Source organism: Enterobacter sp. UPMP2052 (assembly GCF_053709675.1).
Genome location: NZ_JBSKJR010000012.1, coordinates 74,061 through 100,122, shown reverse-complemented (window position 1 = coordinate 100,122; position 26,062 = coordinate 74,061). Strand labels below are relative to the sequence as shown.

At 56.5% G+C, this 26,062-nt stretch carries 22 protein-coding genes and 1 pseudogene; 9 read left to right on the top strand and 14 right to left on the bottom strand.

Translation table 11 applies throughout. The features are described 5' to 3' along the window. A partial coding sequence (locus tag ACWKX3_RS20985; protein WP_454542378.1) for a type VI secretion system Vgr family protein occupies positions 1 to 1,187 on the bottom strand: 1,187 nt, incomplete at its 3' end. Between the two features lie 470 nt (positions 1,188 to 1,657). On the opposite strand from ACWKX3_RS20985, the gene fdhF reads away from it, so the two are divergent. The 3 genes from fdhF to ACWKX3_RS20970 all read left to right on the top strand — a co-directional run bounded on the left by fdhF (position 1,658) and on the right by ACWKX3_RS20970 (position 5,076). Continuing rightward, positions 1,658 to 3,805, top strand: a complete 2,148-nt coding sequence (gene fdhF, locus ACWKX3_RS20980) for a formate dehydrogenase subunit alpha (RefSeq protein WP_282484807.1) — start codon at positions 1,658 to 1,660, stop codon at positions 3,803 to 3,805. Between the two features lie 322 nt (positions 3,806 to 4,127). After that, positions 4,128 to 4,280: a Hok/Gef family protein gene (locus tag ACWKX3_RS20975; protein WP_006177364.1), complete on the top strand. Its 153-nt coding sequence runs from the start codon at positions 4,128 to 4,130 to the stop codon at positions 4,278 to 4,280. Between the two features lie 121 nt (positions 4,281 to 4,401). Further along, complete coding sequence (locus ACWKX3_RS20970; protein ID WP_454542377.1) at positions 4,402 to 5,076, top strand: tetratricopeptide repeat protein; 675 nt, start codon at positions 4,402 to 4,404, stop codon at positions 5,074 to 5,076. A 76-nt stretch (positions 5,077 to 5,152) separates the two neighbouring features. Here the strand turns inward: ACWKX3_RS20970 and gltP are convergent, their stop codons facing one another. Further along, positions 5,153 to 6,466, bottom strand: coding sequence for a glutamate/aspartate:proton symporter GltP (gltP, locus tag ACWKX3_RS20965; RefSeq protein WP_006177367.1), 1,314 nt, complete (start codon positions 6,464 to 6,466; stop codon positions 5,153 to 5,155). 423 nt (positions 6,467 to 6,889) lie between these two features. Here gltP and acs point away from each other — a divergent pair, with 423 nt between their 5' ends. The 3 genes from acs (at position 6,890) to actP (ending at position 10,941) form a co-directional block, all read left to right on the top strand. Beyond that, positions 6,890 to 8,848: an acetate--CoA ligase gene (acs, locus tag ACWKX3_RS20960; RefSeq protein WP_454542376.1), complete on the top strand. Its 1,959-nt coding sequence runs from the start codon at positions 6,890 to 6,892 to the stop codon at positions 8,846 to 8,848. Positions 8,849 to 8,980: 132 nt separating this feature from the next. Beyond that, a complete protein-coding gene (locus tag ACWKX3_RS20955; RefSeq protein ID WP_006177369.1) occupies positions 8,981 to 9,295 on the top strand; it encodes a DUF485 domain-containing protein in 315 nt (104 codons plus the stop codon). Next, on the top strand, positions 9,292 to 10,941 hold the full coding sequence (gene actP / locus ACWKX3_RS20950) for a cation/acetate symporter ActP (protein WP_454542375.1): 1,650 nt from the start codon (positions 9,292 to 9,294) through the stop codon (positions 10,939 to 10,941). Before ACWKX3_RS20955 ends, actP begins: the two co-directional genes overlap by 4 nt. 30 nt (positions 10,942 to 10,971) lie before the next feature. Here the strand turns inward: actP and ACWKX3_RS20945 are convergent, their stop codons facing one another. Both ACWKX3_RS20945 and ACWKX3_RS20940 read right to left on the bottom strand, forming a co-directional pair. Then, positions 10,972 to 11,661 (bottom strand): LrgB family protein, encoded by a 690-nt coding sequence (locus ACWKX3_RS20945; protein ID WP_006177372.1) that lies wholly within the window; start codon positions 11,659 to 11,661, stop codon positions 10,972 to 10,974. After that, the gene (locus ACWKX3_RS20940) at positions 11,654 to 12,064 is read right to left on the bottom strand and encodes a CidA/LrgA family protein (protein WP_454542374.1); all 411 of its coding nucleotides are present in this window, start codon (positions 12,062 to 12,064) and stop codon (positions 11,654 to 11,656) included. Before ACWKX3_RS20940 ends, ACWKX3_RS20945 begins: the two co-directional genes overlap by 8 nt. Positions 12,065 to 12,166: 102 nt before the next feature. Here ACWKX3_RS20940 and ACWKX3_RS20935 point away from each other — a divergent pair, with 102 nt between their 5' ends. After that, positions 12,167 to 13,054 carry a LysR family transcriptional regulator gene (locus ACWKX3_RS20935; RefSeq protein WP_006177375.1) on the top strand — a complete coding sequence of 296 codons (888 nt, stop codon included), beginning with the start codon at positions 12,167 to 12,169 and terminating at the stop codon, positions 13,052 to 13,054. Positions 13,055 to 13,430: 376 nt separating this feature from the next. Here ACWKX3_RS20935 and ACWKX3_RS20930 read toward each other — a convergent pair whose 3' ends face one another. From ACWKX3_RS20930 to soxR, 5 genes are all read right to left on the bottom strand, one after another. Further along, positions 13,431 to 14,441: an IS110 family transposase gene (locus ACWKX3_RS20930; RefSeq protein ID WP_454542373.1), complete on the bottom strand. Its 1,011-nt coding sequence runs from the start codon at positions 14,439 to 14,441 to the stop codon at positions 13,431 to 13,433. Between the two features lie 207 nt (positions 14,442 to 14,648). After that, a complete protein-coding gene (locus ACWKX3_RS20925; RefSeq protein ID WP_006177379.1) occupies positions 14,649 to 16,295 on the bottom strand; it encodes a Na+/H+ antiporter in 1,647 nt (548 codons plus the stop codon). A 150-nt stretch (positions 16,296 to 16,445) separates the two neighbouring features. Further along, positions 16,446 to 17,795 carry a guanine/hypoxanthine transporter GhxP gene (ghxP, locus tag ACWKX3_RS20920; protein WP_454542372.1) on the bottom strand — a complete coding sequence of 450 codons (1,350 nt, stop codon included), beginning with the start codon at positions 17,793 to 17,795 and terminating at the stop codon, positions 16,446 to 16,448. Between the two features lie 296 nt (positions 17,796 to 18,091). Beyond that, positions 18,092 to 18,763 carry a glutathione S-transferase family protein gene (locus ACWKX3_RS20915; RefSeq protein WP_101736853.1) on the bottom strand — a complete coding sequence of 224 codons (672 nt, stop codon included), beginning with the start codon at positions 18,761 to 18,763 and terminating at the stop codon, positions 18,092 to 18,094. Between the two features lie 366 nt (positions 18,764 to 19,129). Continuing rightward, positions 19,130 to 19,588 carry a redox-sensitive transcriptional activator SoxR gene (gene soxR, locus ACWKX3_RS20910; RefSeq protein ID WP_006177388.1) on the bottom strand — a complete coding sequence of 153 codons (459 nt, stop codon included), beginning with the start codon at positions 19,586 to 19,588 and terminating at the stop codon, positions 19,130 to 19,132. A gap of 98 nt (positions 19,589 to 19,686) precedes the next feature. On the opposite strand from soxR, the gene soxS reads away from it, so the two are divergent. Next, complete coding sequence (gene soxS, locus ACWKX3_RS20905) at positions 19,687 to 20,013, top strand: superoxide response transcriptional regulator SoxS (RefSeq protein ID WP_013095071.1); 327 nt, start codon at positions 19,687 to 19,689, stop codon at positions 20,011 to 20,013. 6 nt (positions 20,014 to 20,019) lie between these two features. Here soxS and ACWKX3_RS20900 read toward each other — a convergent pair whose 3' ends face one another. Further along, positions 20,020 to 21,585, bottom strand: coding sequence for an EAL domain-containing protein (locus tag ACWKX3_RS20900; protein ID WP_137273353.1), 1,566 nt, complete (start codon positions 21,583 to 21,585; stop codon positions 20,020 to 20,022). A 336-nt stretch (positions 21,586 to 21,921) separates the two neighbouring features. Continuing rightward, positions 21,922 to 23,322: a GGDEF domain-containing protein gene (locus tag ACWKX3_RS20895; protein ID WP_454542371.1), complete on the bottom strand. Its 1,401-nt coding sequence runs from the start codon at positions 23,320 to 23,322 to the stop codon at positions 21,922 to 21,924. 438 nt (positions 23,323 to 23,760) lie between these two features. Here ACWKX3_RS20895 and ACWKX3_RS20890 point away from each other — a divergent pair, with 438 nt between their 5' ends. Continuing rightward, complete coding sequence (locus tag ACWKX3_RS20890) at positions 23,761 to 24,042, top strand: YjcB family protein (RefSeq protein ID WP_042321134.1); 282 nt, start codon at positions 23,761 to 23,763, stop codon at positions 24,040 to 24,042. Between the two features lie 55 nt (positions 24,043 to 24,097). Here the strand turns inward: ACWKX3_RS20890 and ACWKX3_RS20885 are convergent, their stop codons facing one another. The 3 genes and pseudogenes from ACWKX3_RS20885 to ACWKX3_RS20875 all read right to left on the bottom strand — a co-directional run. Continuing rightward, positions 24,098 to 24,616 carry a hypothetical protein gene (locus tag ACWKX3_RS20885; RefSeq protein ID WP_101736850.1) on the bottom strand — a complete coding sequence of 173 codons (519 nt, stop codon included), beginning with the start codon at positions 24,614 to 24,616 and terminating at the stop codon, positions 24,098 to 24,100. After that, the gene (parM, locus tag ACWKX3_RS20880; RefSeq protein WP_006177402.1) at positions 24,609 to 25,658 is read right to left on the bottom strand and encodes a plasmid segregation protein ParM domain-containing protein; all 1,050 of its coding nucleotides are present in this window, start codon (positions 25,656 to 25,658) and stop codon (positions 24,609 to 24,611) included. The genes ACWKX3_RS20885 and parM overlap by 8 nt, the downstream gene beginning before the upstream one ends. 80 nt (positions 25,659 to 25,738) lie before the next feature. Then, positions 25,739 to 26,050: pseudogene (locus ACWKX3_RS20875) on the bottom strand (C40 family peptidase); the annotation flags it as partial. Between the last annotated feature and the right edge of the window lie 12 nt (positions 26,051 to 26,062).

The window sequence follows — 26,062 nt, the reverse complement described above, 5'->3', positions numbered from 1 at the left end:
CGGTAGCGCCCCTGGTCATCCAGGTACGCGTAAATGTCGTTCTTTTCCCGGCTCTCGACTCTTGCCGGAAGGGTCCCGTGGATTTCAGGACGCGGGATTTCAGTCGGGCGGAAGCACCAGCGTTCGGTGTAAGGCATCCCCCATACCGACACGTGCAGACGGGAATCGCGTGCGCCCCGGAATGTCACCAGGGTGAGAACGACGCCCTCTTTCAGGGCCGTAATGACATCCCCCTGCGGCTCCAGCACCTGCCCGGGGGTGAGACCAGAGGCATTGCTGAACAGGTGAATACGGGCCGATTTGTTCAGCTCCCGCTCGTGATGGATTCGCGCATAAAACGCCCCGGATTCGGTTTCCGGCTCCGGGCTGGTGTCATCACCCGCCTCGCGGTACGGGGCGGCGTAGCGGTAGTGCTCTCCGGTGGTGACCGCATCATTACGCACGCTAACCGCCGCATCCATTGGCGTGGTGGCGGTGCGGTAGTTGTAGTCCCGCGTCGCGACGGTCCCGGGAATCACCTTGTACCAGGTCCGCACATCCCAGACCGATTCCGCCGCGCCGTCGAACAGGCCCGACGGCTCGCGGTACGGCAGGCGCACATCAAACTGGTAGCTCACCTGGCTGTCGGCAAAAATAAACGTATCCAGCTCGCGGGTGTTATCCATCTCCGTGCGCCAGTAAATGCCCACCTCGGACAGAATGCGCTGGATAAACTCCAGGTCCGTTTCCCGCCACTGAGTGATAATTTCTCGCGCCGGATAGATGCGCGTCAGGCGAAACTCAAAATCAGGGCCTTCCAGCCCGTGTCTACGCAGCACCTGCTCCACCACCTCCGGCACCGACTGGTTCTGAAAAACACGACACTGGCGGGTGTGCTCCAGCAGGGCCAGGCGGGAACTAAGCCTGAGCCGGTAGAGGGACTGGTCGGCGGTGGTGGAGAGCCATTCCAGGCGGGTGACAACGCCGTGAACAGTTTTGCCGCTGCGCATCCGGAAAGAAGCATATTTCATCAGCACGTCTTCCGGGGGAATGTTCGCCTGCTGGGAGGTAAATTCGATGTCCCATTTAAACGGCTCGCTCAGTGCTTCCCTGCCGCGAAAGCGCAGGACGTCCGGTTTTACCGGACTGTCAGTAATATCCAGAAAATAGCGGGTCTGCCCGTCAAAAAGCGCCAGCCAGTTATCCATAACAAAGACCTGATTTAATTTAAGGTTAAACAGGATGGTTGCATGGAGAAATGTCACTGTAAATAGCCGAAACAGGTGTTGAATTCTGAAAGGTGTGGAATAACTTACATTACCATCACCTTCCGCAGCGCCTGCGCCAGTTGCACCCGCGTAAACGGCTTACGCAGTAATTAAAACATCCTGCCGTTACGGGGCACACGCTGGTCTAAGTCCGAATGTTAATCAGGCCGCTTTGCCTTGCATTGCGTCGCGGGTGTTCATCACCAGGTTGATGGTGGCGTTTTCCAGTTAGTTGACGTCTATCCATGTCACATCCACGGCCCGTTCGACACGTCAATTTTGACGATTGGCCGCTTTTCGTCAGGGTTCTGACGACACATCGCCCGTAGCGTCAGGCAATACCCACATCAAAAACATGGCATAGAAGCTGCATAGTCACTGCGAAAGAATTGACTAACGGGAGCAGACTGATGAAAAAAGTCGTCACGGTGTGTCCTTATTGTGCCTCAGGTTGCAAGATCCACCTGGTGGTCGATAACGGCAAAATCGTCCGGGCGGAGGCAGCACAGGGGAAAACCAACCAGGGGACGCTGTGCCTGAAAGGCTACTATGGCTGGGATTTTATTAACGATACCCAGATCCTTACCCCGCGCCTGAAAACCCCCATGATCCGCCGCGAGCGCGGTGGCAGGCTGGAATCCGTCTCCTGGGACGAGGCGCTGGACTACGTCGCCACGCGCCTGAGCGCCATCAAAGCCAAGTACGGTCCGGATGCCATTCAGACCACCGGCTCGTCGCGCGGGACAGGGAATGAAACCAACTATGTGATGCAAAAATTCGCACGCGCCGTTATTGGTACCAATAACGTCGACTGCTGCGCGCGCGTTTGACACGGCCCATCGGTTGCAGGTCTGCACCAGTCGGTCGGTAACGGCGCAATGAGTAATGCGATTAACGAAATAGATAACACCGATCTGGTGTTTATCTTTGGCTATAACCCGGCGGATTCTCACCCTATCGTCGCCAATCACGTGATTAACGCGAAGCGCAACGGGGCGAAAATCATCGTCTGCGATCCGCGTAAAATCGAAACTGCACGCATCGCGGATATGCACATCGCGCTGAAAAACGGCTCGAATATCGCGCTGCTGAATGCGATGGGGCACGTCATCATTGAGGAAAATCTCTACGACCAGGCGTTTGTCGCCAGCCGTACAGAGGGCTTTGAAGAGTACCGGAAAATTGTCGAAGGCTATACGCCAGAGTCGGTTGAAGCGATAACCGGCGTCAGCGCGCAGGAAATTCGCCAGGCCGCGCGGATGTACGCGGGGGCAAAAACCGCAGCTATCCTGTGGGGCATGGGCGTTACCCAGTTCTATCAGGGCGTGGAAACCGTGCGTTCGCTGACCAGCCTCGCGATGCTGACCGGCAACCTCGGCAAAGCGCACGTCGGCGTAAACCCGGTGCGTGGGCAGAACAACGTGCAGGGCGCGTGTGATATGGGAGCGCTGCCGGATACCTATCCGGGCTATCAGTACGTGAAAGACCCGGAAAACCGCGCGAAGTTTGCGAAGGCCTGGGGCGTGAAGAGCCTGCCTGAGCACACCGGCTATCGCATCAGCGAGCTGCCGCACCGCGCGGCGCACGGCGAAGTGCGCGCGGCCTATATTATGGGCGAAGATCCGCTCCAGACCGACGCCGAGCTGTCCGCAGTGCGCAAAGGGTTTGAGGATCTTGAGCTGGTGATTGTGCAGGACATCTTTATGACCAAAACGGCGGCCGCGGCGGATGTGATTTTACCGTCGACCTCCTGGGGCGAGCATGAAGGTGTCTACACCGCAGCGGATCGCGGCTTCCAGCGCTTCTTCAAAGCGGTAGAGCCAAAGTGGGACCTGAAAACGGACTGGCAGATCATCAGCGAAATTGCCACCCGCATGGGTTATCCAATGCACTACAACAACACGCAGGAGATCTGGGACGAGCTGCGAAATCTGTGTCCGGACTTCACCGGTGCCACCTATGAAAAAATGGGTGAGCTGGGGTACATCCAGTGGCCGTGCCGTGATGAGTCAGACGCCGATCAGGGCACGTCGTATCTCTTTGAAGAGAAGTTCGACACCCCGAACGGGCTGGCGCAGTTCTTCACCTGCGACTGGGTCGCGCCTGTCGATAAACTCACCGACGAGTATCCGATGGTGCTCTCCACGGTGCGTGAGGTGGGCCACTACTCCTGCCGTTCAATGACCGGCAACTGTGCTGCGCTCGCCGCGCTGGCAGATGAGCCCGGCTATGCGCAGATCAACACTGCCGACGCCGAGCGTCTGGGCATTGAAGATGAAGCGCTGGTGTGGGTAAGCTCGCGTAAGGGGCGGATCATTACCCGTGCGCAGGTCAGCGACAGGCCGAACAAAGGGGCGGTCTATATGACCTACCAGTGGTGGATCGGCGCCTGTAACGAACTGGTGACGGAGAACCTCAGCCCGATAACCAAAACACCGGAGTATAAATACTGCGCCGTGCGCGTAGATCCCATTGCCGATCAGCACGCCGCTGAACGCTATGTGATTGACGAATATACGAAGCTGAAAGCCCGGCTGCGCGAAAGCGCGATGGGGTGAAGCCGTTAATTAAACGGTGAATAAAGGGGATGATATATTCATCCCCTTTTTATTTTAAATACACTCATTATATTTAAATATATTTAACCCGGAAGGCGTCTCGCAAAATAATGTAATTTGCGCCAAAAAGAATTACATCTTTGCATTTCAATTCATAAGGATAAGATAGGCGGCGGGTGCTTAAGACTTTCTGTCTTGAGCATTGTTGAGGGACAGAAAGTGGAGAGCCCCGGGAAATTTGCATTTACCCGAGGCTACCCTCCCCAACTACCAACAAGTTGAGGGTAGCCTCTTATTCTTTTTTTGACAAGGAGTAAAAGGCATGACGCCATTAAAAGCTGCGTTAGGCATTGTTTCAATTATTTGCCTGACTATAGTGATATTCGCCTTTATTAATCGCGGCAAGTTATGCGAACTCACAATAAAGAGTGAACATCAGGAGGTGGCGGCGAAATTAGCCTGTATTTCAGGCTAACCTCATCGGGCGGAACAGCCGTTCCGCCCGGCTTGTAGGATGCTGAGGTCTTAATGCACCCGTTTTTTTCTTTTGTGACCGCGATTATACTGCGCGCTATGTACCTTACTGATAAGAATCCATGAAACCCATTTTACTGTTGTTGCTTGTATTTACCTCGCTTGCCCATGCCGATGAGATTGGCAGTCAGTACAGGCAGCAGGCCGAAGCGGGCGACGCGCGCGCCCAGTATTATCTGGCCGACACCTGGTTCAGTTCCGGCGACAGCACACAGGCGGCGCTGTGGGCTGAAAAAGCGGCAAAAGGCGGAGACGTCGACGCCATGGGGTTGCTGTCACAGATCCATTTTTCCCAGGGGGAATACGCTCAGGCCAAAGCCCTGGCGCAGCAGGCCACCATCGCGGGCAGTAAACGCGGTGCGATTATGCTGGCGCGTCTGCTGGTGAACATCCAGGCGGGTAAACCCGATTATCCGCAGGCGATTCAGCTTCTGGAGGGTGCTACCGGGGATATAGAAAGCGATTCGGCCGTTGATGCGCAAATGCTGCTGGGGCTGATTTATGCCAACGGCGTTGAGGTGGCGCAGGATGACGTTAAAGCCGCCTCCTGGTTTAAGCGCAGCTCCTCGCTGTCGCGGACGGGTTACGCTGAGTACTGGGCGGGAATGCTGTTCCAGCAGGGCGAAAAAGGCTTTATCACGCCAAACAAACAGAAGGCGCTGTACTGGTTAAACCTGAGCTGTACTGAAGGGTTTGATACGGGATGCGAGGAGTTTGATGCATTGAGCGGGGAGTAAATGCCGGGGGCGGCTTCGCCTTACCCGGCCAACAAATCCGTAGGCCCGGTAGCGCAGCGCCACCGGGCTTAGGATGTTACTGATCTGCCGTCTTATCAAATCGACCCAGCACATCGCGTTCATACGCCAGCGCTTTCTTACGGTCAAACTTGTGTTCCCACTTGGCGATCACCAGCACCGCCAGCGCATTACCCACCACGTTCAGCGCGGTACGCGCCATGTCGAGGATACGGTCGACGCCGGCAATAAACGCCAGGCCTTCCAGCGGAATACCGACGCTGCCCAGCGTCGCCAGCAGCACCACAAACGACACCCCCGGCACACCGGCGATACCTTTTGAGGTGACCATTAAGGTCAGCACCAGCACGATTTCCTGCCACAGGGAGAGGTCAATTCCGTACAGCTGCGCGATAAAGATTGCCGCAATACTTTGATAGAGCGTTGAGCCATCGAGGTTAAAGGAGTAACCGGTCGGCACCACAAAGCTGGTAATAGACGCCGGGGCACCGTAGGCCTCCATCTTCTCAATAATACGCGGCAGCACGCTTTCAGAGCTGGCCGTAGAGTACGCCAGAATCAGCTCGTCTTTCAGGATACGGATCAGGATCCAGATGCTCAGCCCGCACAGGCGCGCCACGAGGCCCAGCACCACCAGCGCGAAGAACAGGATCGCGAAGTGCACCAGAATCACCAGTTTCGCCAGCGGCCACAGTGAGGCGAAGCCAAAGTTCGCCACGGTCACGGCGATCAGCGCAAATACCCCGACCGGCGCGTAGCGCATCACCATGTGGGTCACTTTGAACATGGTTTCAGAGATAGAGCGGAAGACGGTCACCAGCGGTTCACGGTGGGTCGCAGGCAGGGAAGAAAGCCCCAGACCAAACAATACCGAGAAGAAGATGATCGGCAGCATCTCGCCCTTCGCCATAGACGCCACGATGTTGGTTGGCACCAGCGAAAGAATAGTGCCCATCAGCCCATGGGCATGGCTCTGCACATCAGCGGTTGTACTTTGGTATTTCGAAATATCCACCGTCGCCAGTTGCGACATATCAATCCCGGAGCCGGGCTGAAACACGTTCGCCAGGGTGATACCCAGAATAATGGCGACCGTCGTGATCACTTCGAAATAGATGATGGTTTTAGCGCCGATACGGCCCAGCTGCTTCGCATCACCCACGCCTGCAATACCGACCACCAGCGTCGAGATCACAATCGGGACGACAATCATCTTGATCAGATGAATAAATATGTCGCCTGCCGGGGAGAGCAGGTTCGCAATCAGCCACTCGCGGCTGTCGCTATGATAATGGAGGTAACTGCCCAGTAAGATGCCCAGCACAAGGGCCAGCAGGATCTGCCAGGCCAGGCTGACTTTCAAATTTTTCATAAAAACAGACTTCCTCAATGAAATCTCCACTCCATCAGAACTGCATGAAAATGGGGACATACTGAAAGGGTATGAATTGTGTTGCGTTGGTTTATGGGATTTTTTAACGCGCCGTATGAGTATCATTTGCACGGCATGCTGCGCAAGCCTTAAAGAACGAGGCTTTTCACTACAAAAAGGGTCTATGACGCGAATTTGTAATAATTCTTATAAATAACCTTTTGTTATAAAAACGCTTTTTTCCAACTAAATGTGAATAATCTTTCGCGTAAATTATTTCCCTTCAAAGTGTCATTCGCTCATTTTTCAACCTGGTCAGACAATGCGTGATCTGCCGCCCAAATCCTAAACAAAGCTTGTAAAGCCCCTACTCTTAACGTTTTTGCGACATATTATTAACATCTTACAAGGAGAAAAAAAGCCATGAGCCAAGTACACAAACACGACATTCCCGCAAACATTGCGGACCGTTGCCTGATAAGCCCCGAGCAGTACCACGAGAAGTATCAGCAATCCATCACCAGCCCGGATGCGTTCTGGGGTGAGCAGGGTCATATTCTTGACTGGATCACGCCCTATCAGAAGGTGAAAAACACCTCCTTCGCGCCGGATAACGTCTCCATTAAATGGTATGAAGACGGCACGCTAAACCTGGCGGCAAACTGCCTGGATCGCCACCTTGCCGAGCGCGGCAATGAAACGGCCATCATCTGGGAAGGCGACGACGCTTCTCAGAGTAAACACATTACCTATAATGAACTGCACCGCGACGTGTGCCGCTTTGCCAACGTGCTGCTGGACCAGGGCATCAAAAAAGGCGACGTTGTGGCGATTTATATGCCTATGGTCCCGGAAGCGGCCGTGGCGATGCTGGCCTGCGCGCGTATCGGCGCGATCCACTCCGTTATTTTCGGCGGCTTTTCGCCTGAAGCAGTGGCCGGGCGCATCATCGACTCCAGCTCTAAGCTTATGATCACCGCCGATGAAGGCGTACGCGCCGGGCGCGGCATTCCGCTGAAGAAAAACGTCGATGAGGCGCTGAAAAACCCGAACGTTAAAACCATCAGCAACGTTATCGTGTTTAAACGTACCGGCGGCAACATCGACTGGCACGAAGGACGCGACCTGTGGTGGAGCGACCTGATGGCGAACGCCAGCGACCAGCATCAGCCAGAAGAGATGAACGCGGAAGATCCGCTGTTTATCCTTTATACCTCCGGGTCGACCGGCAAGCCGAAGGGCGTGCTGCACACCACCGGGGGCTATCTGGTTTACGCGGCGACCACCTTCAAGTATGTGTTCGATTACCATCCGGGCGACATTTACTGGTGTACCGCCGACGTAGGCTGGGTCACCGGCCACAGCTACCTGCTGTACGGCCCGCTGGCCTGCGGGGCCACCACCCTGATGTTCGAGGGCGTGCCAAACTGGCCGACCCCGGCGCGCATGTGCCAGGTGGTCGACAAACATCAGGTTAACATTCTCTATACCGCCCCTACGGCGATCCGCGCCCTGATGGCGGAAGGGGATAAGGCGATTGAAGGCACCGACCGCTCTTCGCTGCGCATTCTGGGTTCCGTGGGCGAGCCGATTAACCCGGAAGCCTGGGAGTGGTACTGGAAGAAGATCGGCAACGAGAAATGCCCGGTGATGGATACCTGGTGGCAGACCGAAACCGGCGGGTTTATGATCACCCCGCTACCGGGAGCCACGCCGCTGAAAGCGGGGTCGGCAACGCGTCCGTTCTTCGGCGTGCAGCCGGCGCTGGTGGATAACGAAGGTAACCCGCTTGAGGGCGCCACCGAGGGCAACCTGGTGATCACCGATTCCTGGCCTGGCCAGGCCCGCACCCTGTTTGGCGATCATGAGCGCTTCGAGCAGACCTACTTCTCCACCTTTAAAAACATGTATTTCAGCGGCGACGGCGCACGGCGTGACGAAGACGGTTACTACTGGATCACCGGGCGCGTGGATGACGTGCTGAACGTCTCCGGCCACCGTCTGGGCACGGCAGAAATCGAATCCGCGCTGGTGTCCCATCCGAAAATTGCTGAAGCCGCAGTTGTCGGGATCCCGCACAACATTAAGGGCCAGGCGATTTATGCCTACGTCACGCTGAACCACGGCGAAGAACCGTCGCCAGAGCTGTATGCCGAGGTGCGCAACTGGGTGCGTAAAGAGATTGGCCCGCTTGCCACGCCGGATGTTCTGCACTGGACCGACTCGCTGCCGAAAACCCGCTCCGGCAAGATCATGCGCCGTATTCTGCGCAAAATTGCGGCGGGCGATACCAGCAACCTCGGCGATACCTCAACGCTTGCCGATCCTGGCGTGGTGGACAAACTGCTCGAAGAGAAGCAGGCCATCGCAATGCCTTCGTAATTTTCTCCCTCTCCCCGTGGGAGAGGGCGGGGGTGAGGGCATCAGACCGCTCCTTCCTTCACCCTCACCCTAACCCTCTCCCTCAGGGAGAGGGGACAAAAACAAACCAACCTTACCTTTGGAGACTCTGTGATGAATAACGATATTTGTCAGCAGATAGAGAACAGTGCGCACTACAGGGAGCTCGTCGAAAAACGGCAACGGTTTGCCTTCTTACTTTCCATCATCATGCTGATTATCTACGTCGGCTTTATCTTACTGATCGCCTTTGCCCCGCACTGGCTCGGCACGCCGCTGCACGCGGGCACCAGCGTCACGCGCGGCATTCCGATTGGTATCGGCGTGATTGTCATTTCGTTTGTCCTGACCGGCGTGTACGTCTGGCGCGCGAACGGGGAATTCGATCGTCTTAACAAGGCCGTTCTGCGCGAGGTAAAAGCATCATGAAGCGAGTCCTGACGGCGCTTGCCGCCACACTTCCCTTTGCAGCCCAGGCTGCGGATGCCCTGACCGGCGACGTGCAGCGCCAGCCGACCAACTGGCAGGCGATCATCATGTTCCTGATCTTCGTGCTGCTGACCCTGTACATCACCTACTGGGCGTCGAAGCGCGTGCGCTCGCGTAACGATTACTACACCGCGGGCGGCAACATTACCGGTTTTCAGAACGGGCTGGCGATTGCGGGTGACTTTATGTCTGCCGCGTCGTTCCTTGGCATTTCTGCCCTGGTTTACACCTCCGGCTATGACGGCCTGATTTACTCCCTCGGCTTCCTGGTGGGCTGGCCGATCATTCTGTTCCTGATTGCCGAGCGTTTGCGCAACCTCGGGCGCTACACCTTCGCCGACGTGGCATCGTATCGCCTGAAACAGGGGCCTATTCGCACCCTCTCCGCCTGCGGCTCGCTGGTGGTCGTGGCGCTGTACCTGATTGCGCAGATGGTTGGCGCAGGCAAACTGATTGAACTGCTGTTCGGCCTGAACTACCACGTTGCGGTGGTGCTGGTCGGCGTGCTGATGGTGATGTACGTTCTGTTTGGCGGCATGCTCGCCACGACATGGGTGCAGATCATCAAAGCAGTGCTGCTGCTGTTTGGCGCAAGCTTTATGGCCTTTATGGTGATGAAGCACGTCGGTTTCAGCTTCAATAACCTGTTCACCGAAGCGATGGCGGTGCACCCGAAAGGGGAAGCGATCATGAGCCCGGGCGGGCTGGTGAAAGACCCTATCTCTGCCCTTTCGCTCGGCCTCGGGTTGATGTTCGGTACGGCGGGCCTGCCGCACATCCTGATGCGCTTCTTCACGGTGGCAGACGCGCGTGAAGCGCGTAAGAGCGTCTTCTACGCCACCGGGTTTATGGGCTACTTCTATATCCTGACCTTTATCATCGGCTTTGGCGCCATCATGCTGGTGGGGGCGAATCCGGCGTTCAAGGACGCGGCGGGCGCGCTGATTGGCGGTAACAACATGGCGGCAGTGCATCTGGCCGACGCGGTGGGCGGTAACCTGTTCCTCGGCTTTATCTCCGCCGTGGCCTTTGCCACCATCCTGGCGGTGGTCGCCGGGCTGACGTTGGCCGGGGCATCGGCGGTTTCACACGATCTCTATGCCAACGTGATCCGCAAAGGGGCAAGCGAACGCGACGAGCTGAAAGTGTCCAAAATCACCGTGCTGGTACTGGGCGTGGTGGCGATCCTGCTGGGGATTTTGTTCGAGAAACAGAACATCGCCTTTATGGTGGGGCTGGCCTTCTCAATTGCGGCAAGCTGTAACTTCCCAATCATTCTGCTCTCCATGTACTGGTCGAAGCTGACCACCCGTGGGGCAATGATTGGCGGTTGGCTGGGGCTGCTGACGGCGGTGATTTTGATGATCCTCGGCCCGACGATTTGGGTGCAGATCCTCGGTCACGAAAGCGCCATCTTCCCGTATGAATACCCGGCGCTGTTCTCTATCGCCGTGGCGTTTATCGGTATCTGGTTGTTCTCGGCGACGGACAACTCACCGGAGGGCAACCTAGAACGCGAGAAATTCCGCACCCAGTTTATCCGCTCACAAACCGGCCTGGGTGTAGAACAGGGCCGCGCGCACTAAGCCTCCCTCCCCGGCCGCAGGGCCGGGGAGTTAAAACATCACCCACGCCACCAGCGGCGCGATCAGCACCATCACCACGCCCGAAAGCATCATCACCAGGCTTGCCACAACCCCCTCCTGCTGACCCAGCTCATACGACCGCGCCGTGCCTGCACCGTGCGACGCCGCACCAAACCCTGCCCCTTTGGCCATCCCTTCCCGGATGGAGAGACGCAAAAACAGCATATCGCCAACCGCCATGCCAAACACGCCCGTGACGACCACAAACAGCGCCACCAGATCCGGTTGGCCGCCAAGCGGTTTCGCCGCCGCCAGCGCAAACGGCGTGGTGACCGAGCGCACGGCCAGGCTACGCTGGATCTCATCGGAAAGGGTAAACAGCCGCGCCAGCCAGACGGAGCTGCACACTGCCACCACCGTGGCGGTCATCACCCCCGCGCTCAGCGACATCCAGTGGCGTTTGATGATCGCGAGGTTGTCGTACACCGGCACCGCAAAGGCGATGGTCGCCGGGCCGAGCAGCCACAGCAGCCAGTGGGATTCGCCGATGTAGTTCTGCCAGGAGATGTGCCCGAACACCAGCATCAGCACCAGCAGGATCGGCGTGAACACCAGCGGCATCAGCGGCAGCGCGTGAAAACGACGATACAGCCGCTTGTTAGCAAAATAGATAACCAGGGTAGCCACCAGGCACAAAACGCTGATCTGAAAATTAGTCATGCTTCTGCCTGCTGATTTCAAAGCGGTACACTTTATCCACCACCCACGCGGTAGCACCCAGCACCATCAGCGTGCTCAGGGCGATGACCGCAAAAATACGCCAGCCGTCGACCATCAGCAGCTGCGCGTAGTTCACCACCGCCACCACTGCCGGCACAAAGAACAGCAGCATTTCCGCCAGCAGCCAGCGCGCCCCGGCGCGCACCCAGTTCAGGGGAAGTATGCGGCAGAGAATGAGCGTCAGCATCAGCACCATCCCCACCAGATTGGCGGGCAGCGGCAGATGCAGCCAGCCGACAAGATATTCAGCAAAAACAAAGAGTCCGGCATAAAGCAGTACCTGAACCGGTACCTGGAGTCGATGTACAACGGCAGGCGTAACACGGCTTAACGCCACGGCCATGGGTGATATCCTCAAAAATGAGACGGAGCGCCAGTATAGTGGGCGCACGCCCCGGGCAGAAATGAATTAAAATCATCGAAGGTATAGTTCCGAGGAATAATCATGGACATAAGAACGCTGCGCTATTTTGTCGAAGTGGTTCGCCAGCAAAGTTTTACCCGCGCAGCGGAGAAGTTATTTGTCACCCAGCCCACCATCAGCAAGATGCTAAAAAACCTTGAAGATGAACTGAACTGTACCCTGCTTATCCGCGACGGGCGCAAGCTTCTGCTGACCGACACCGGGCGCGTGGTGTTTGAGCGCGGGCTGGCGATCCTCGCGGAGTTCCGCCAGCTGGAAGCGGAGCTGGGTGATATCAATCACCTGACGAAGGGGCTGCTGCGCCTGGGCATTCCGCCGATGGTCGGCATGATGATGGCCGGGCCCATCAGCCTGTTTCGCCAGCGCTACCCCGGCGTGGAGCTTAAAATTGCCGAGTTTGGCGGCCTGACGGTGCAGCAGGCCGTGACCAACGGCGAACTGGACGTGGCGATGACGGCGCTGCCGGTTGAGGAGGAGAGCGGTCTGGCGACGCTGCCCCTGTTCAGCCATCCGCTGTGCGTGCTGGTGCCACGTTCCGGTGAATGGCTGCACATCGACTCGGTGAAACCCGAGCAGCTCGGCGAGCATCCGCTTTTGATCTACAACGAAGATTTCGCGCTCAGCCGCCAGTTGATGGCGCTGTTTCAGCAGCATAACGTCAAGCCGCGCATCGCGGTGCGCAGCGGCCAGTGGGACTTTCTGGCGGCGATGGTGCAGGCGGGCGTGGGGATTGCGATCCTGCCGCAGCCCATTTGCGAACGGCTGGATAAAAACACCCTGCGCTGGATCCCGCTGGAGAGCGAGCTGCACTGGCAGCTGGGCATGATTTGGCGCGAAGGGGTCTATTTGTCGCACAGCGCACAGGCGTGGCTGAAATGCTGCGAGGGGTTTTGGATGCCACCTGAATAGCCGGGTGGCGGCTTCGCCTTACCCGGCCTACTCGTCCTGAAATGCTGCGAGGGGGTTGGATGCCGCCTGAATAGCCGGGTGGCGGCTTCGCCTTACCCGTATATGGACACCTCCCGTTATGCAAGCCACTAATCATGTTTTGTGTAACGGGAGTAAGATGCTTTCGTATATCCGGCCTTTCTTTCGGCACCGTCGTGCCTGGCCATGATGTTATCTGCACACCTGGTTCCATTCGGCCTAACGGCTTTGCTTCGCAGGGAGCCTTCGGGTAAACCGGAGTTTTCAGGGGTCGGTCTTACCTGTTACACATCTGTGCTTAATGACTCTGCAATCTCATGACAGGATTATTCTTCTCTCTCATTCTTAACGCTCCGTCCTACATCACGCGATACTCTTCTTCCCGACTCAGCACGGCCCACGCGATACGGGCATTTTTGTTCGCCATGGCGACCGTTGCGACATTCCTGTTACGTCTTTCTGCCACTGACTGCAGCCACTGGCTTCGACGGTCTTCCTTGTTACCGCAGGCATTCAGTACTGCACGCGCTCCGTGGATCAGCAGCGTTCGCAGGTAGCTGTCACCCCGCTTACTGATGTGACCCAGCCGGTTTTTTCCGCCGCTTGAGTGCTGCCTGGGAACCAGCCCCAGCCAGGCCGCCATTTCACGCCCGTTTTTAAACTGTCTTGCATCACCCACTGCTGCAACCAGCGCGCTGGCGGTTACCGGGCCAATCCCGCTGATCTCCTTAAGCCGCCTGATACGCTCATCTTCCTGCGCCAGCTGTTTAAGCCGCCGGTCGTAACGCGCCAGTCGGTCATCCAGTATCTGCAATTCCTCCGCTAACTCGCACAGCAGGCGGATAAAGCGGTTATCCCATTGTTCCTGCTGAGAAAGTATCTCCGGCAGGGCCCGTCTGAGCGCGGCAAGCCCGACAGGAAGCGCAAGGCCAAATTCGCCCAGCATGCCGCGTATCTCGTTGCTGAGCGCCGTTCTGTCGCGAAGCAGGCGGGCACGAACCCGGTGCTCTGCCTGCATGCTCTGCTGCGCCTCAGATTTAACGGCAACATAGCGCATACCGGGCCTGCTGACGGCCTCACAGATGGCTTCGGCATCATTGGCATCGTTTTTGTTGCCCTTCAGATAAGGCTTAACGAACTGGGGCGGGATAATACGGACAGAGTGCCCGAGTCGGGTCAGCTCTCTGGCCCAGTAATGCGAGGAGCCGCAGGCTTCGATACCAATAAGACAGGGCTCAAGCTGGGCGAAAAAGACAAGCATCTGTGAACGGCGCAGTGTTTTACGGAGAACAACGCGTTCATGGTGATCAACGCCATGAAGCTGAAAAACCAGCTTTGCGAGATCGAGGCCAATACGTTTAATATTCATGTGGACACCTCCCCCTGGGAACTGAAGTTAACACCTCAGTCTGGCACTAATGATGCCGTAAGGTGGGAGGTGTCCATCACATCGGCCTACTCGTCCTGAAATGCTGCGAGGGGGTTGGATGCCGCCTGAATAGCCGGGTGGCGGCTTCGCCTTACCCGGCCTACAGGACTTGTAGGCCCGGTAAGCGCAGCGCCACCGGGCAAAACGCTACTGATTCTCTACCAACAGCGCTTCCAGCAGATCCAGATCGTGCAGCAGCTTTTGCAGCGTCTCGTTGCTGATCTGGCGCGTGGCGCGCAGGTGATACAGCTCGGCGCGCTCGGAGCGCAGCGCCGCCAGGCGGAACCGGCGCTCCAGGTTCTCTTCCTGCAGCGAGCTTTCCACGTCGTTACGTCCGTCCGCGCGGCGGCGCAAATTACCGATCACGCGGGAACTCACCTCGGTCAGCAGCTGGTTATCAATATTCTCTTCGCTGTCTGCGGCAAGGCGCTCCTCCATCTTCTGGATCGCCACAATCGCCACTTCGGCGGTGGCCGCTCGGGCAATCCGCTCCTCTTTGTGCTGCTGGCCAGAGTCACCGACATCAATATGCTGGAGCAGCATCGGCAGCATGATCACCCCGACAAACAGCGAGAACAGGATCACGCCCGCCGCCAGGAAGACAAGCTCGTAACGCGCCGGGAAGACATCGCCCGTGGGCAGCAGCAGCGGAATGGAGAGCACACCGGCGAGGGTAATCGCCCCGCGCACGCCCGCAAAGGAGGCGATCAGCAGCTCGCGGGTGGACCACGAACCGAACTCCATCGGCTTTTTCTTCAGGAAGCGCATGCTGAAGTTCTTCATCGTCCACAGCCAGCCGAAACGCACCAGCATCAGCGCCAGGTAGATCAGCACGATATCGGTGAACAGCATCCAGGTTTCGACGTTAGGGTCAGCTTCTGCCGCCACCAGCGACGACTCCAGAATGCCCGGCAGCTGCAGGCCCAACAGCAGGAACACCATGCCGTTAAAGACAAATTCCAGCATCGCCCAGGTGCTGTTGGCGCGCAGACGCATCGCCAGCGGCGCGCGGCGCATCACGCCGGAGCGGGTGATGGTCATCCCCGCCGCGACCGCCGCCAGAATGCCCGACACGCCAATGTGTTCGGCAATCAGGTAAGAGGCAAACGGCAGCAGAAACAGCAGCACAATCTGGGTGGCCGGCTCATCGCCGCCCCAGCGGCTGAGGAAGCGCAGCGAACGGCCATACAGCCAGCTCACCACGAAGCCCGCCAGAATACCGCCGATCGCCACCTTAAAGAATTCCATGGTCGCGCCGCCCACGGTGAAGACCATCGTCCCCATCGCGACCGCCACGGCAAACTTCAGGGCGACCAGGCCAGAGGCATCGTTCATCAGCGCCTCGCCCTGCAAAATGCCCATGATTTTCTTCGGAATACGACCTTCGCCAACAATGCCGGACAGCGCCACGGCATCGGTTGGCGAGAGCACGGCCGCCAGCGCAAAGGCCGGAATAAGCGGAATGCCCGGCACGGTCCAGTAGATCAGGTAGCCAATCCCGACCACGGTGACCACCACCAGCGCCAGCGCCAGGCCGAAGATCTCTCGCCCGTGCTCAAGGAATTCGCGGGTCGGCGTTTTCCAGCCATCGGCGAACAGCAGCGGCGGAATAAACAGCACGAGGAACAGTTCGGGGTCGAACTCGACGTGCAGGCCAAACGTCGGCCACGCCAGCAGCGCGCCGATAGCAATTTGCATAAGTGGAAGCGGTAGCTGGAAGGGCAGTACGCGTGTGACCACCCCCGATAACGAAACCACCAGGATCATGATGAGTATTGTGAAAAAGATTTCCATGCGTTCCCTGTTTGCTGTGTTGCTTATGTACCTCAAAAGGCGTCGTGCCTTTCAGTCTATCCTCTCCAGAGTAACGCAAAAGGCAACGAGATGAGTTCTGAAAATAAAAACGGGCGGCCTGAGCCACCCGTTTTCGCAGGAAAAGACAAATCAGATGGCCCAGCCACCCGCGTAGAACGCCACCAGCGCGATGGCGATCACCACGGTGCCGATGTTCAGCTTGCGCCACTCGCCGGAGACCAGGCGACCAATGACCAGCGACGCGAAGCCGATCATGATACCGGTCACGATGTTGCAGGTCAGCACGATGAACACCGCGGTAATGAGGCCTGACATGGCATCCACGAAATCGGCAAAGTCGATTTTCGCCACGTTGCTCAGCATCAGCAGGCCGACGTACATCAGCGCCGGTGCGGTTGCGTAAGCAGGTACCAGGTAGGAGAGCGGAGAGAGGAACAGGATCAGCAGGAACAGCACGCCCACGGTGATCGCCGTCAGGCCGGTTTTACCGCCTGCCGCCGTGCCCGCTGCGGACTCAATGTACACCGCTGCCGGGGCCGCCCCTACCAGGCCGGAGAAGACGCTGCTCAAAGAGTCGGTCGTCAGCGCTTTGCCGCCATCAATAATCTGGCCGTCTTTATCCAGCAGGTTCGCCTGACCGGCGACCGCGCGGATGGTCCCGGTGGCATCAAACACCGCCGTCATCACCAGCGCCAGCACGCTTGGCAGGATCACCGGGTTCAGTGCGCCCACGATATCCAGGCTGCCAATCAGGGAGTTGCCGTTGTCATCGCTCAGCGACGGCATGGCAAAAATACCGGAGAAGTGCACGGTCGGGTCGAAGATCAGGCCAACAATGGACACACCGATAATGGTCAGCAGAATGCCGCCAGGCACTTTCAGTTTTTCCAGACCAATAATCACCGCCAGCCCCACCAGGGACATGATCACCGGGAAGCTGGCGAAGTTGCCCAGCGCAACCGGCAGGCCGTCCAGCGGGTTCTTGATCACCAGGCCAACGCCGTTTGCGGCAATCAGCAGCAGGAACAGGCCGATACCGATACCGGTGCCGTGCGCCACGCCCTGCGGCAGGTTGCGCAAAATCCAGCTACGAATACCGGTTGCGGAGATAATGGTAAACAGCACGCCCATCAGGAACACGGCGCCGAGGGCAACCGGTACGCTAATGTGTTGACCCAGCACCAGGCTGAACGCGGTAAAGGCGGTCAGCGATATGGCGCAGCCGATAGCCAGCGGCAGGTTCGCCCACAGGCCCATGACGATAGAGCCAACGCCCGCCACGAGGCAGGTGGCAACAAAGACAGCCGCAGGCGGGAAGCCCACCTTGCCCAGCATGCCCGGCACAACGATGACGGAGTAAACCATCGCCAGAAACGTGGTCAGTCCGGCAACGACTTCCTGACGCACGGTGCTGCCGCGCGCAGAAATTTTAAACATGGCGTCAAGCGAACCGCCGGTACGCGCAGATGGCGTAGACATAGAAAACATCCCCTGAGAATTTTTTTAGATCGCCTGCAAACGTGGTGGAGACTCCACTGCCAGCTAAACGTCAAATCCTTGTGCTACGTTTGCGACGAAAGGGGCGTCACAAAAAAAGCAAACGTTTAGCTCCGCGCTTACAAAACGGGTGGTCAATTTAAGGCAAACGATTATCTAGCCTAATCCCCGCCCTTTTCAACTGAACTTTCTCGTTTTGGACTAATTTTCGCGTATGTCGCCGAAGAAATAAGCAGAGGATGCGCAAACGTTACCGTGGATGCGCATTTTCGTAACAGTTACGCGTCACCGGGAAGGGTCAGCGGCCCGCCTTTTTCGAGGGTTCTCTGCCAGGCCGGGAGGTTCTCAACTTTCGCTTTCCACGCCCGGGTGTGCGGCAGGTTGTCAATGCCGCCTCGCGACAGCAGGGCAAAGATCGGGAAGCTCATCTGAATATCGGCCATGCTCAGCGTCTCCCCGGCAAACCAGCTGTGTTGCGCAAGATGGGATTCGATAAAGCGCGCGTGGGTTTCCAGCTGGCGGTTGAGATAGGCTTTTTGTACCCCCTGCCCCAGCGCTTTACCCAGCGTTCGCAGGCCAAACGGCACCGGCGGTTTGCCGAGGCTGTTGAAAACCAGCTTCATCAGGAGCAGCGGCATCAGCGAGCCTTCGGCATAATGCAGCCAGAAGCGGTACTGCACCTTGTCGGCGGCATCCTGCGGCTTGAGCCGGGAATCGGCATCGTAGGTTTCCTGCAGGTATTCGAGGATCGCGCCGGATTCCGCCAGAATCAGGCCGTTATCTTCCAGTACTGGCGATTTCCCCAGCGGGTGCACTTTTTTGAGCGACTCGGGTGCCAGCATCGTCTTTTCACGCTGGTAGTGAACAATCTCATAGGGCAGAGAAAGTTCTTCTAGCGCCCAGATGACCCGATGTGAACGCGACTGGTTAAGATGGTGGACCTTTAGCATCGTCTTCTCCTGTGAATGATCACTTTTAACTATAGAAAATCGAACAACATCGCGAAAAAATTTCGGCTAAAAAGCGTTCAGCTGCGCTGGCGAAATAGCCGGGCCTGGATAGAATTAAAGTGTCAGCACAAACCGGAACCTCACCCAACTTGCTCGACACGAGGGGTGCTGATGTCGGGGGAAACCCTCCTGTGAACCAGCGGGATAGAGAGAAAGACAAAGACCGGGAATAAACTAAAGCGCCCTCCTGTGGCGCTTTAGTTTTTTTATGCGTGCGGGAATTTGCCGGGTGGTGGCTGCGGGATTAAGGATTGCGGGCAAAACGCAGGCCGGGTAAGCGAAGCGCCACCCGGCGAACGCACGCATTCACTCCTCCTCCAGCAATCGCGCCCCTGTGCCCTGCTCGCCCAGCCTGTCGCCAGGGTTACGCAACGGGCAATCGCTGCGCGACAGACACCCGCAGCCAATGCACCCGTCCAGTTCATCGCGCAGGGCCACCAGGGTGTGGATGCGCCGGTCAAGCTCCTCCCGCCACTGGGATGACAGCTCCTTCCACTCTTTTGGGCTAAGGGAGTGGCCTTCTGGCAACACGCCAAAGGCATCGCCGATGGTCGCCAGGGGGATGCCGATGCGTTGCGCAATTTTGATAATCGCCACATAGCGCAGCACGTCGCGGGTGTAGCGCCGCTGGTTGCCCGCATTGCGGATGCTTTTAATTAACCCTTTGCTTTCATAGAAGTGGAGCGCCGATACCGCCACGCCGCTTCGCTTAGCCACTTCTCCGGGGGTTAACAGCGCTTTTATTCGCGGCAATCTCTTTTCCATAAAACCTCTTTACCTCAAGTTAACTTGAGGAATTATACTCCCCCGCAGAGAAAACGACGAATTAACCGAGATAGATGTATCTACAGAGGGGCAACCTTATGTCGCATCAGCAAATTATTCAGACACTTATTGAATGGATTGATGAACATATCGACCAACCGTTGAACATTGATGTGGTCGCAAAGAAGTCGGGCTATTCAAAATGGTACTTACAGAGAATGTTCCGCACCGTCATGCACCAGACGCTGGGTGAGTACATCCGCCAGCGCAGATTACTGCTGGCGGCGCAGGCGCTACGCTCTACGCAGCGGCCCATTTTTGATATCGCGATGGATCTGGGATACGTGTCGCAGCAGACCTTTTCCCGCGTCTTCCGCCGCGAATTTGACCGCACGCCGAGCGATTATCGCCACCAGCTGAACTAAGGCGTGTTAGCCCAGAGGTTGCTGCTGCCAGGAGATAAACTCCTGCGGCGGCATCGCTTTCGCGAAGTGCCATCCCTGACAATACTGCACGCCGCGCTTTAACAGCCAGCTCACCTGCTCTGCCGTCTCCACCCCTTCCGCAATGGTTTTCAGACGCAGGCTCTGCGCCATTTCGATGATGTGCTCGGCAATCAGGTGGCTGGTGCTGTTGGTGGCTAAGGTATCGATAAAGGATTTATCAATTTTCAGAATATCGACGTTCAGGGAATAGAGGTTGTGCAGGTTGGAATAGCCGGTGCCGAAATCATCGATTGCCACCTCATAGCCCGCCTGGCGGAAGGCCTGGATCACCGGCGTGGTTTTCGGCACATCGATAAACCCGCGCTCTGTCACCTCGATTTTGATCTGCTGCGCGCGCACGGCGAAGTATCTGGCCTTGTCAGAGATCATGGCGATCAGGCGCGAGGAGTGGAAGTCCGATGCCGAAAGGTTAATCGAGATATACAGCTGCGGATGGTTTGCCAGGTAGTGTCCGAGATCGCTAAAGACCTCTTCCACGACGTAGTCCGTGATGCGTTCGATCATCCCCTCTTTTTCAGCCAGCGGGATGAACTCTGCCGGGCTCATCACCTGCCCGTTAAATCCCGGCCAGCGCAGCAGCGCCTCTGCACCGACGCACTGATTATTTTTAATATCGATAATCGGCTGGTAGTGCACGCAAAGCTGGCGTTTATTCAGCGCCCGATGGAGCAATCGCCCCGGAGAGTTGAATTCACGGTGGGTACGCGACCAGACCAGCAGAATAATCAGGCTGCAGATCATGCCCAGCGGCAGCGTCAGGGTTGCCTGGTGATAAAGCGTTTCATAAAAGCGGGCAGTGGATGTCGACACAATCGCCGCTATAGGTCGTTTTTCAGATTTGACGATCGTATAGAAGCGGTCATCTTTTTGAAATGCCGATTCCTTATCGCCAATCACCGAATTTAATAATGAAATATCCGCTTTTGCGCTGACGGAAAATAATGCATTAGTGACCGTGTCATACATCCCCCACAACAATGAATGGTCGGATGACATCACTTCGCTGTAAAAAAGCGGATTGACCACCACCACATAATTTCCCCGCTGCATATACGTCATTTTATAGCCCGGAAAAAAGGGCGTATCGCGATAATAATAGATAGCGACGTCGGGTTTACGGATGAAATTGGCGGTGGGGATAGCGTAAGGCTGGTCTGGGGTTAATACGGTCGAACAGAGAAAATTTTGCCCCTCGGCATAAATTAAATCAGCGACGAAGAGGCGGGCGCGAACAACATTCAACATATATTGACGATGCGCAGGGGTACACCGCTCTCCCTGATATTTTTCGGCATCGTCCCGGGCTAAATCCACCTGTTGAATCACCAGCTCGGTTTTATCCAGCGCCAGTTCGGCAAAGGTGCGCAGCTGGCTGGTGGTCTCCGACACGGCTCTGAGCTGGGCAAACCATAGCGCAAGCATCACCGGCAGCATAACTACCATGATGATCCCTACCACCCTGAGCATCTTGCGCCGCGCGCTACGATTCATTTCCCGCCCTATATCCCTGCATGTTGTACGCCTGTAGTACTGAAGGCCGGATGCTTTGACAAACAGGTGATTACGTTGCATGAATCATGCGAAGTTAGCAACTGACTTTTCGTATTAAAAATCTTAAAAATCGTTATGACGATAATATTTTCCCGTAAGCCAAACTGAAGGAATTCGTTCCGTTTCAATTAAGGAAAATAATTATCCACCAAAAGCAGGACGTTTAAGATAACACAGCCGGGGATCGTTGATTAAAACAACTGACGTCAGCATGAAAAAAGTACAGCCTGAACATAAATGTCGCGTTATTTGCGCACACGGCGTTAATGCGTTGCGTTATAAATAATCTGACGCCACCACGGTTTTTCCTCTTCCCGTACGTTTGGCATCATATAATGCTTTATCGGCTCGCGTGAGTAACGCCGACGAGTCGCGTTGTCCCTGGCACACCTCGACCACGCCCGCGCTAAAGGAGAGCACCAGGCTTTTATTGCCCACCTGCAGAGGTTTGCTGCTAAGCATCGTCCGTAACCGGGCGGACAACCGCGTGGCCGCCTCCCCGTTGCCCCTTGCCAACAGAAGTAAAAATTCCTCACCGCCCACGCGCCCCAGCAGTGAATCCGCCGGGCTAAGCGCGCGAATGCAGTCGCAGAAATGGCGCAGCGCCGCATCGCCCACCTGATGTCCCCACCCATCGTTAATCTGCTTGAAATAATCCAGGTCGAACATCAGCACGCAGAAATGGCTGCGAGGATCGTGACGGGAGTTCACCGCCAGCGCCATTTTCAGCTGGTGCAAAATGGCGGAACGGTTAAGGCAGCCGGTGAGATCGTCAGTGGTCGCCTTCACGGCCAGCCGCTGCTCGGCTTTTTTACGTTCGGTGATGTCGAGGCCAATATTGAGAATGGAGTTGTCCGGCAGCAGGATATTCGACCAGAGGATGGTGAGCGGCGTGCCGTCCTTGCGTACCGGATGCCATTCATACATGTCTTTTAGCGGCGAGTGATGAACCGACTCTCTGACCCGCCGTCGCTCGTCCGGATCGGGATAAAACAACGTTAGCGGGTCCGCATGGGCCGCAATCTCCGCCCTGCTCCAGCCGAACACCTTTTCACACTCGGCGTTCCACAAGACGCAGCGGTTATGCCTGTCGAACGCGTTCATTAACACCGGGGCACGTTCAAACAGGGTTTTATATTGTGTGACGACCCGCTGCATTTCCTGCGCCGTTTTTTCACGGGCAAGCATCTCTTCAAAGTAGTCTTTTAATTTTTCGACCAGCAGCGCCACAATATTTTTCAGGATCGGCAAAGCAGACAGTTTTTCATCGAACGCCAGAAAGAAATACCCGCTGCACTGCCCGTGCCGGGTTGAGAGTTTGCAGAGCACCCCGCTCTGCAATTGCGCACAGCCCGGATGCTGCGGGGCAAAGTGCGCCCGACCAATGTTTTCTTTCCAGTAGATAACGCGCCAGGCGCGATGATGGCGTTGCAGCAATGTGCTGGCAAGAAAATCCGCCACTTCAAAGGGGTGGCAGGTGACCTCACCTGCGCTCACCACCCGCTGCACCCCTTCCCCGTCAACGCTGACCCAGGCGAGCGTCGAGCCCAGCGCGCCGTTGATGGTTTTCAGCATCTCCGCCAGGGAACACTGTGCGTTAAGTTGAGGGATCAGTTTTGCCAGAGCGTGCAGCGCCTGCATGCTGTCATTAACAATCTTGTTTCTTTTTTCTTTCATCTTTTTTTCGCAGGTCATTAATGAAATAGCAACCACAGCAAATCAGATAAGAAAAAGAATAAACCGAATGGTCAAATAAGGGCTGAGTGTAAATGAAAAGGTACAAAATAATAAAAAAGCCAAATAAATCATCAATCTGACGTATTTGCCGCTGGTACATTTATTTATCCACTCAAGCATAATCCATAGGTCTGATACTGTAAACGTTATACACCTTACGGATTATTGCCGCGCTTTGCCTATCCTGATGAATTTATTATAAAGAGGAGGAGAAAAGGCCTGCTGCGCCTGCGAAGATATATTTTCACTGGTTATAAATACCCGCTTTTTACCCACCTGAGGCTGGCGAATAAATCTACAAACGTGATATAGTTCACACATATTATGTAACGCAAGACACTGTTTCAGTGTAGTTCGTCTGTTTTGAGGATGGGTTTTATGGCAACCATTACAACCAGCATGGTTCTCCTGCGCTGGCCCTTGTGCAGTGCGGTATTGATGTTTTTAGCCAGCACGCTGAATATTCAGTTTCGTAAATCTGACTACGCCGGTCTCGCGGTGATCAGCACCCTGCTGGGCGTCGGCGCGGCCTGCTGGTTCGCTACGGGACTGCTTGGCATCACCCTGCTGGATATCGCCGCCATATGGGAAAACGTCAAAGTGGTGATGGTAGAAGCCATGAGCCATACCCCACCCGACTGGCCGGTCGTCATTACCTGATCCGCGTTTCCCTTTGCCCCCATCCCTGACGATGTTCAGACAAAGGGACCTCGCCTCAGAAGATCCCTTTCTGGCGGATCTTCTGCATTTTCTCTACCGGTGCGTCAACCTTGCTCACTTCAACGTTATCGCGTTCGGGCGCTGGCGCGCTGGCGGTCTTTGCCGCCATGCGTAGCTGCTGCAGTGCGAGTTTGTGCTGTTCCATCAGAGGCTTAAGCGCGGCGACCTCCTCACGAATTTTTTGCAGTTCCATCAGCTGTGCGGATGGCTCCTCCTGCTTTTCCGGCGCGGGCTGAAGCTCGCCCAGCAGCGCACTGAGCGTGAGATTTTCGCGCCCCAGCGACTCCGCCACATGGTGGCAGAGCGCCGGATCTAACAGAAACAGCTGCAAACCGGCCAGGTAGACGTCACGATGAAAACCGCGGATAGCCATGTTGGCATCGTCAACGCTGTCTGCCTGGTGTACCGACTGATGCCATTTTTGCAGCTGCTGCATCGCACGCCGATCCGCGTGCGACTGTTCCGGCGTCAGGTGAAGGGAGAGGTTAACGCGGCGGATCTGCCCCTTATGCATCCTCGCCCACCTCGGCCATTAACGGTTCATCGATGGTCTGCGCGCCCGCGTCCGAGTGATAGAGGCAAATTTCGCGCGACAGCGCGCTTTGCGGGTTGTCGATAGTGACCACGCGGTCGCCAAGCGTGGCGTACGCTTCCCGAATCGCGCCTTCAATCAGATGCGCACCGCCACCCACCAGGTAAACGCGGTTCGGGTTTTTGGCAAATTTCTTCGCCTCATACGCCACCTGATCGCCCAGCTCCTGAATCTTGATGTCGATTTTTTCGAGGATCTCGTCGATACGCGATTCGTCGTTAATGACGCTTTTCACGAAGTCGAGGTCGTGACGGCGCTTGATCAGCTCATTCGCCACCAGGTAACTTGAGTCGCTGTCGGCGGCGGCGAGCAGCTTGCGCGTCGCGTCCGTGACCATCGCCACGCCAATTTCATTGTTACCGTAAATGGCGGAAACATCATCAAACTCCCCCACGACGATGCCCATATCCAGGGTGGTGCCACCGCAGTCCACCACCAGCGATTTTGTGAATTCGTTAACGCTGGAATTCAGCAGATGCGACAGCGCGGCTGGCAGGCTTTCCGGCATTACCTGAACGTCGACGATACGGAACAACTCGCCCTTGTTGAGCGTAATATCGCGCATCAGGTTCTGACGCTTCGCCTCAATGCGATCTTCATTGCGCTGGCAGTCGTCCGGGTTATAGAACTGGGTGATCGGCAGCGTCACAATCACTTCAACGTCACACGGGGTCACGCCGGTTTGCAGCAGCGCGTGGTGTACCGCCAGCAGGTTCAGATCGTCGTACTGATAGTCGATATGGGTGGTCGACAGCGCCTTATCCGAGGTGGCGTCGTAGGTGTATTTGGTGGTGCCGATGGTGTAGTTATGCACCGCCTGGCCGCGCAGCAGCGCCGCGCTCTTCCAGTCTTTACGGAAGGAGTTGGGCGAGACCACGGTTTTCAGCGTGCCATTCTCAATCCAGCTGATTTTGACGTTGGTGGAGCCATCATCAATGGCAAATTTTTTACGCGTCTGGTTCATACAAGTCTCTCAGTCAATCTTTATACAGGAGGGCCATCCCTGGCGGCGCATACCTTGAGGGGGTATTCAGCGTCAGGCCGTTACAGGACGGCCTCTTCAGTTAATATCCGGCGGGCACCGAGGTAGTGGTCCTGCCAGAAGCTGTCGGAAAGCTGGCTCACGCGGATATTCAGACCGGTGCGCGGCGCTTCGATAAATTGTCCGTCGCCCAGGTAAACGCCGACGTGATCGGCCCCCGGGCGCTGGCTAATGTTGAAAAAGACCAGGTCGCCGCGACGCAGTTTCTCTTGTTTGATCGGGCGCAGCGTGCGGTCCTGGAACATCCCGTTGGCCGTGCGCGGCAGGGTGCGGCTCAGTACCGGGTTAAAGGCGTAGAACACCAGACCGCTACAGTGGCGGCGATA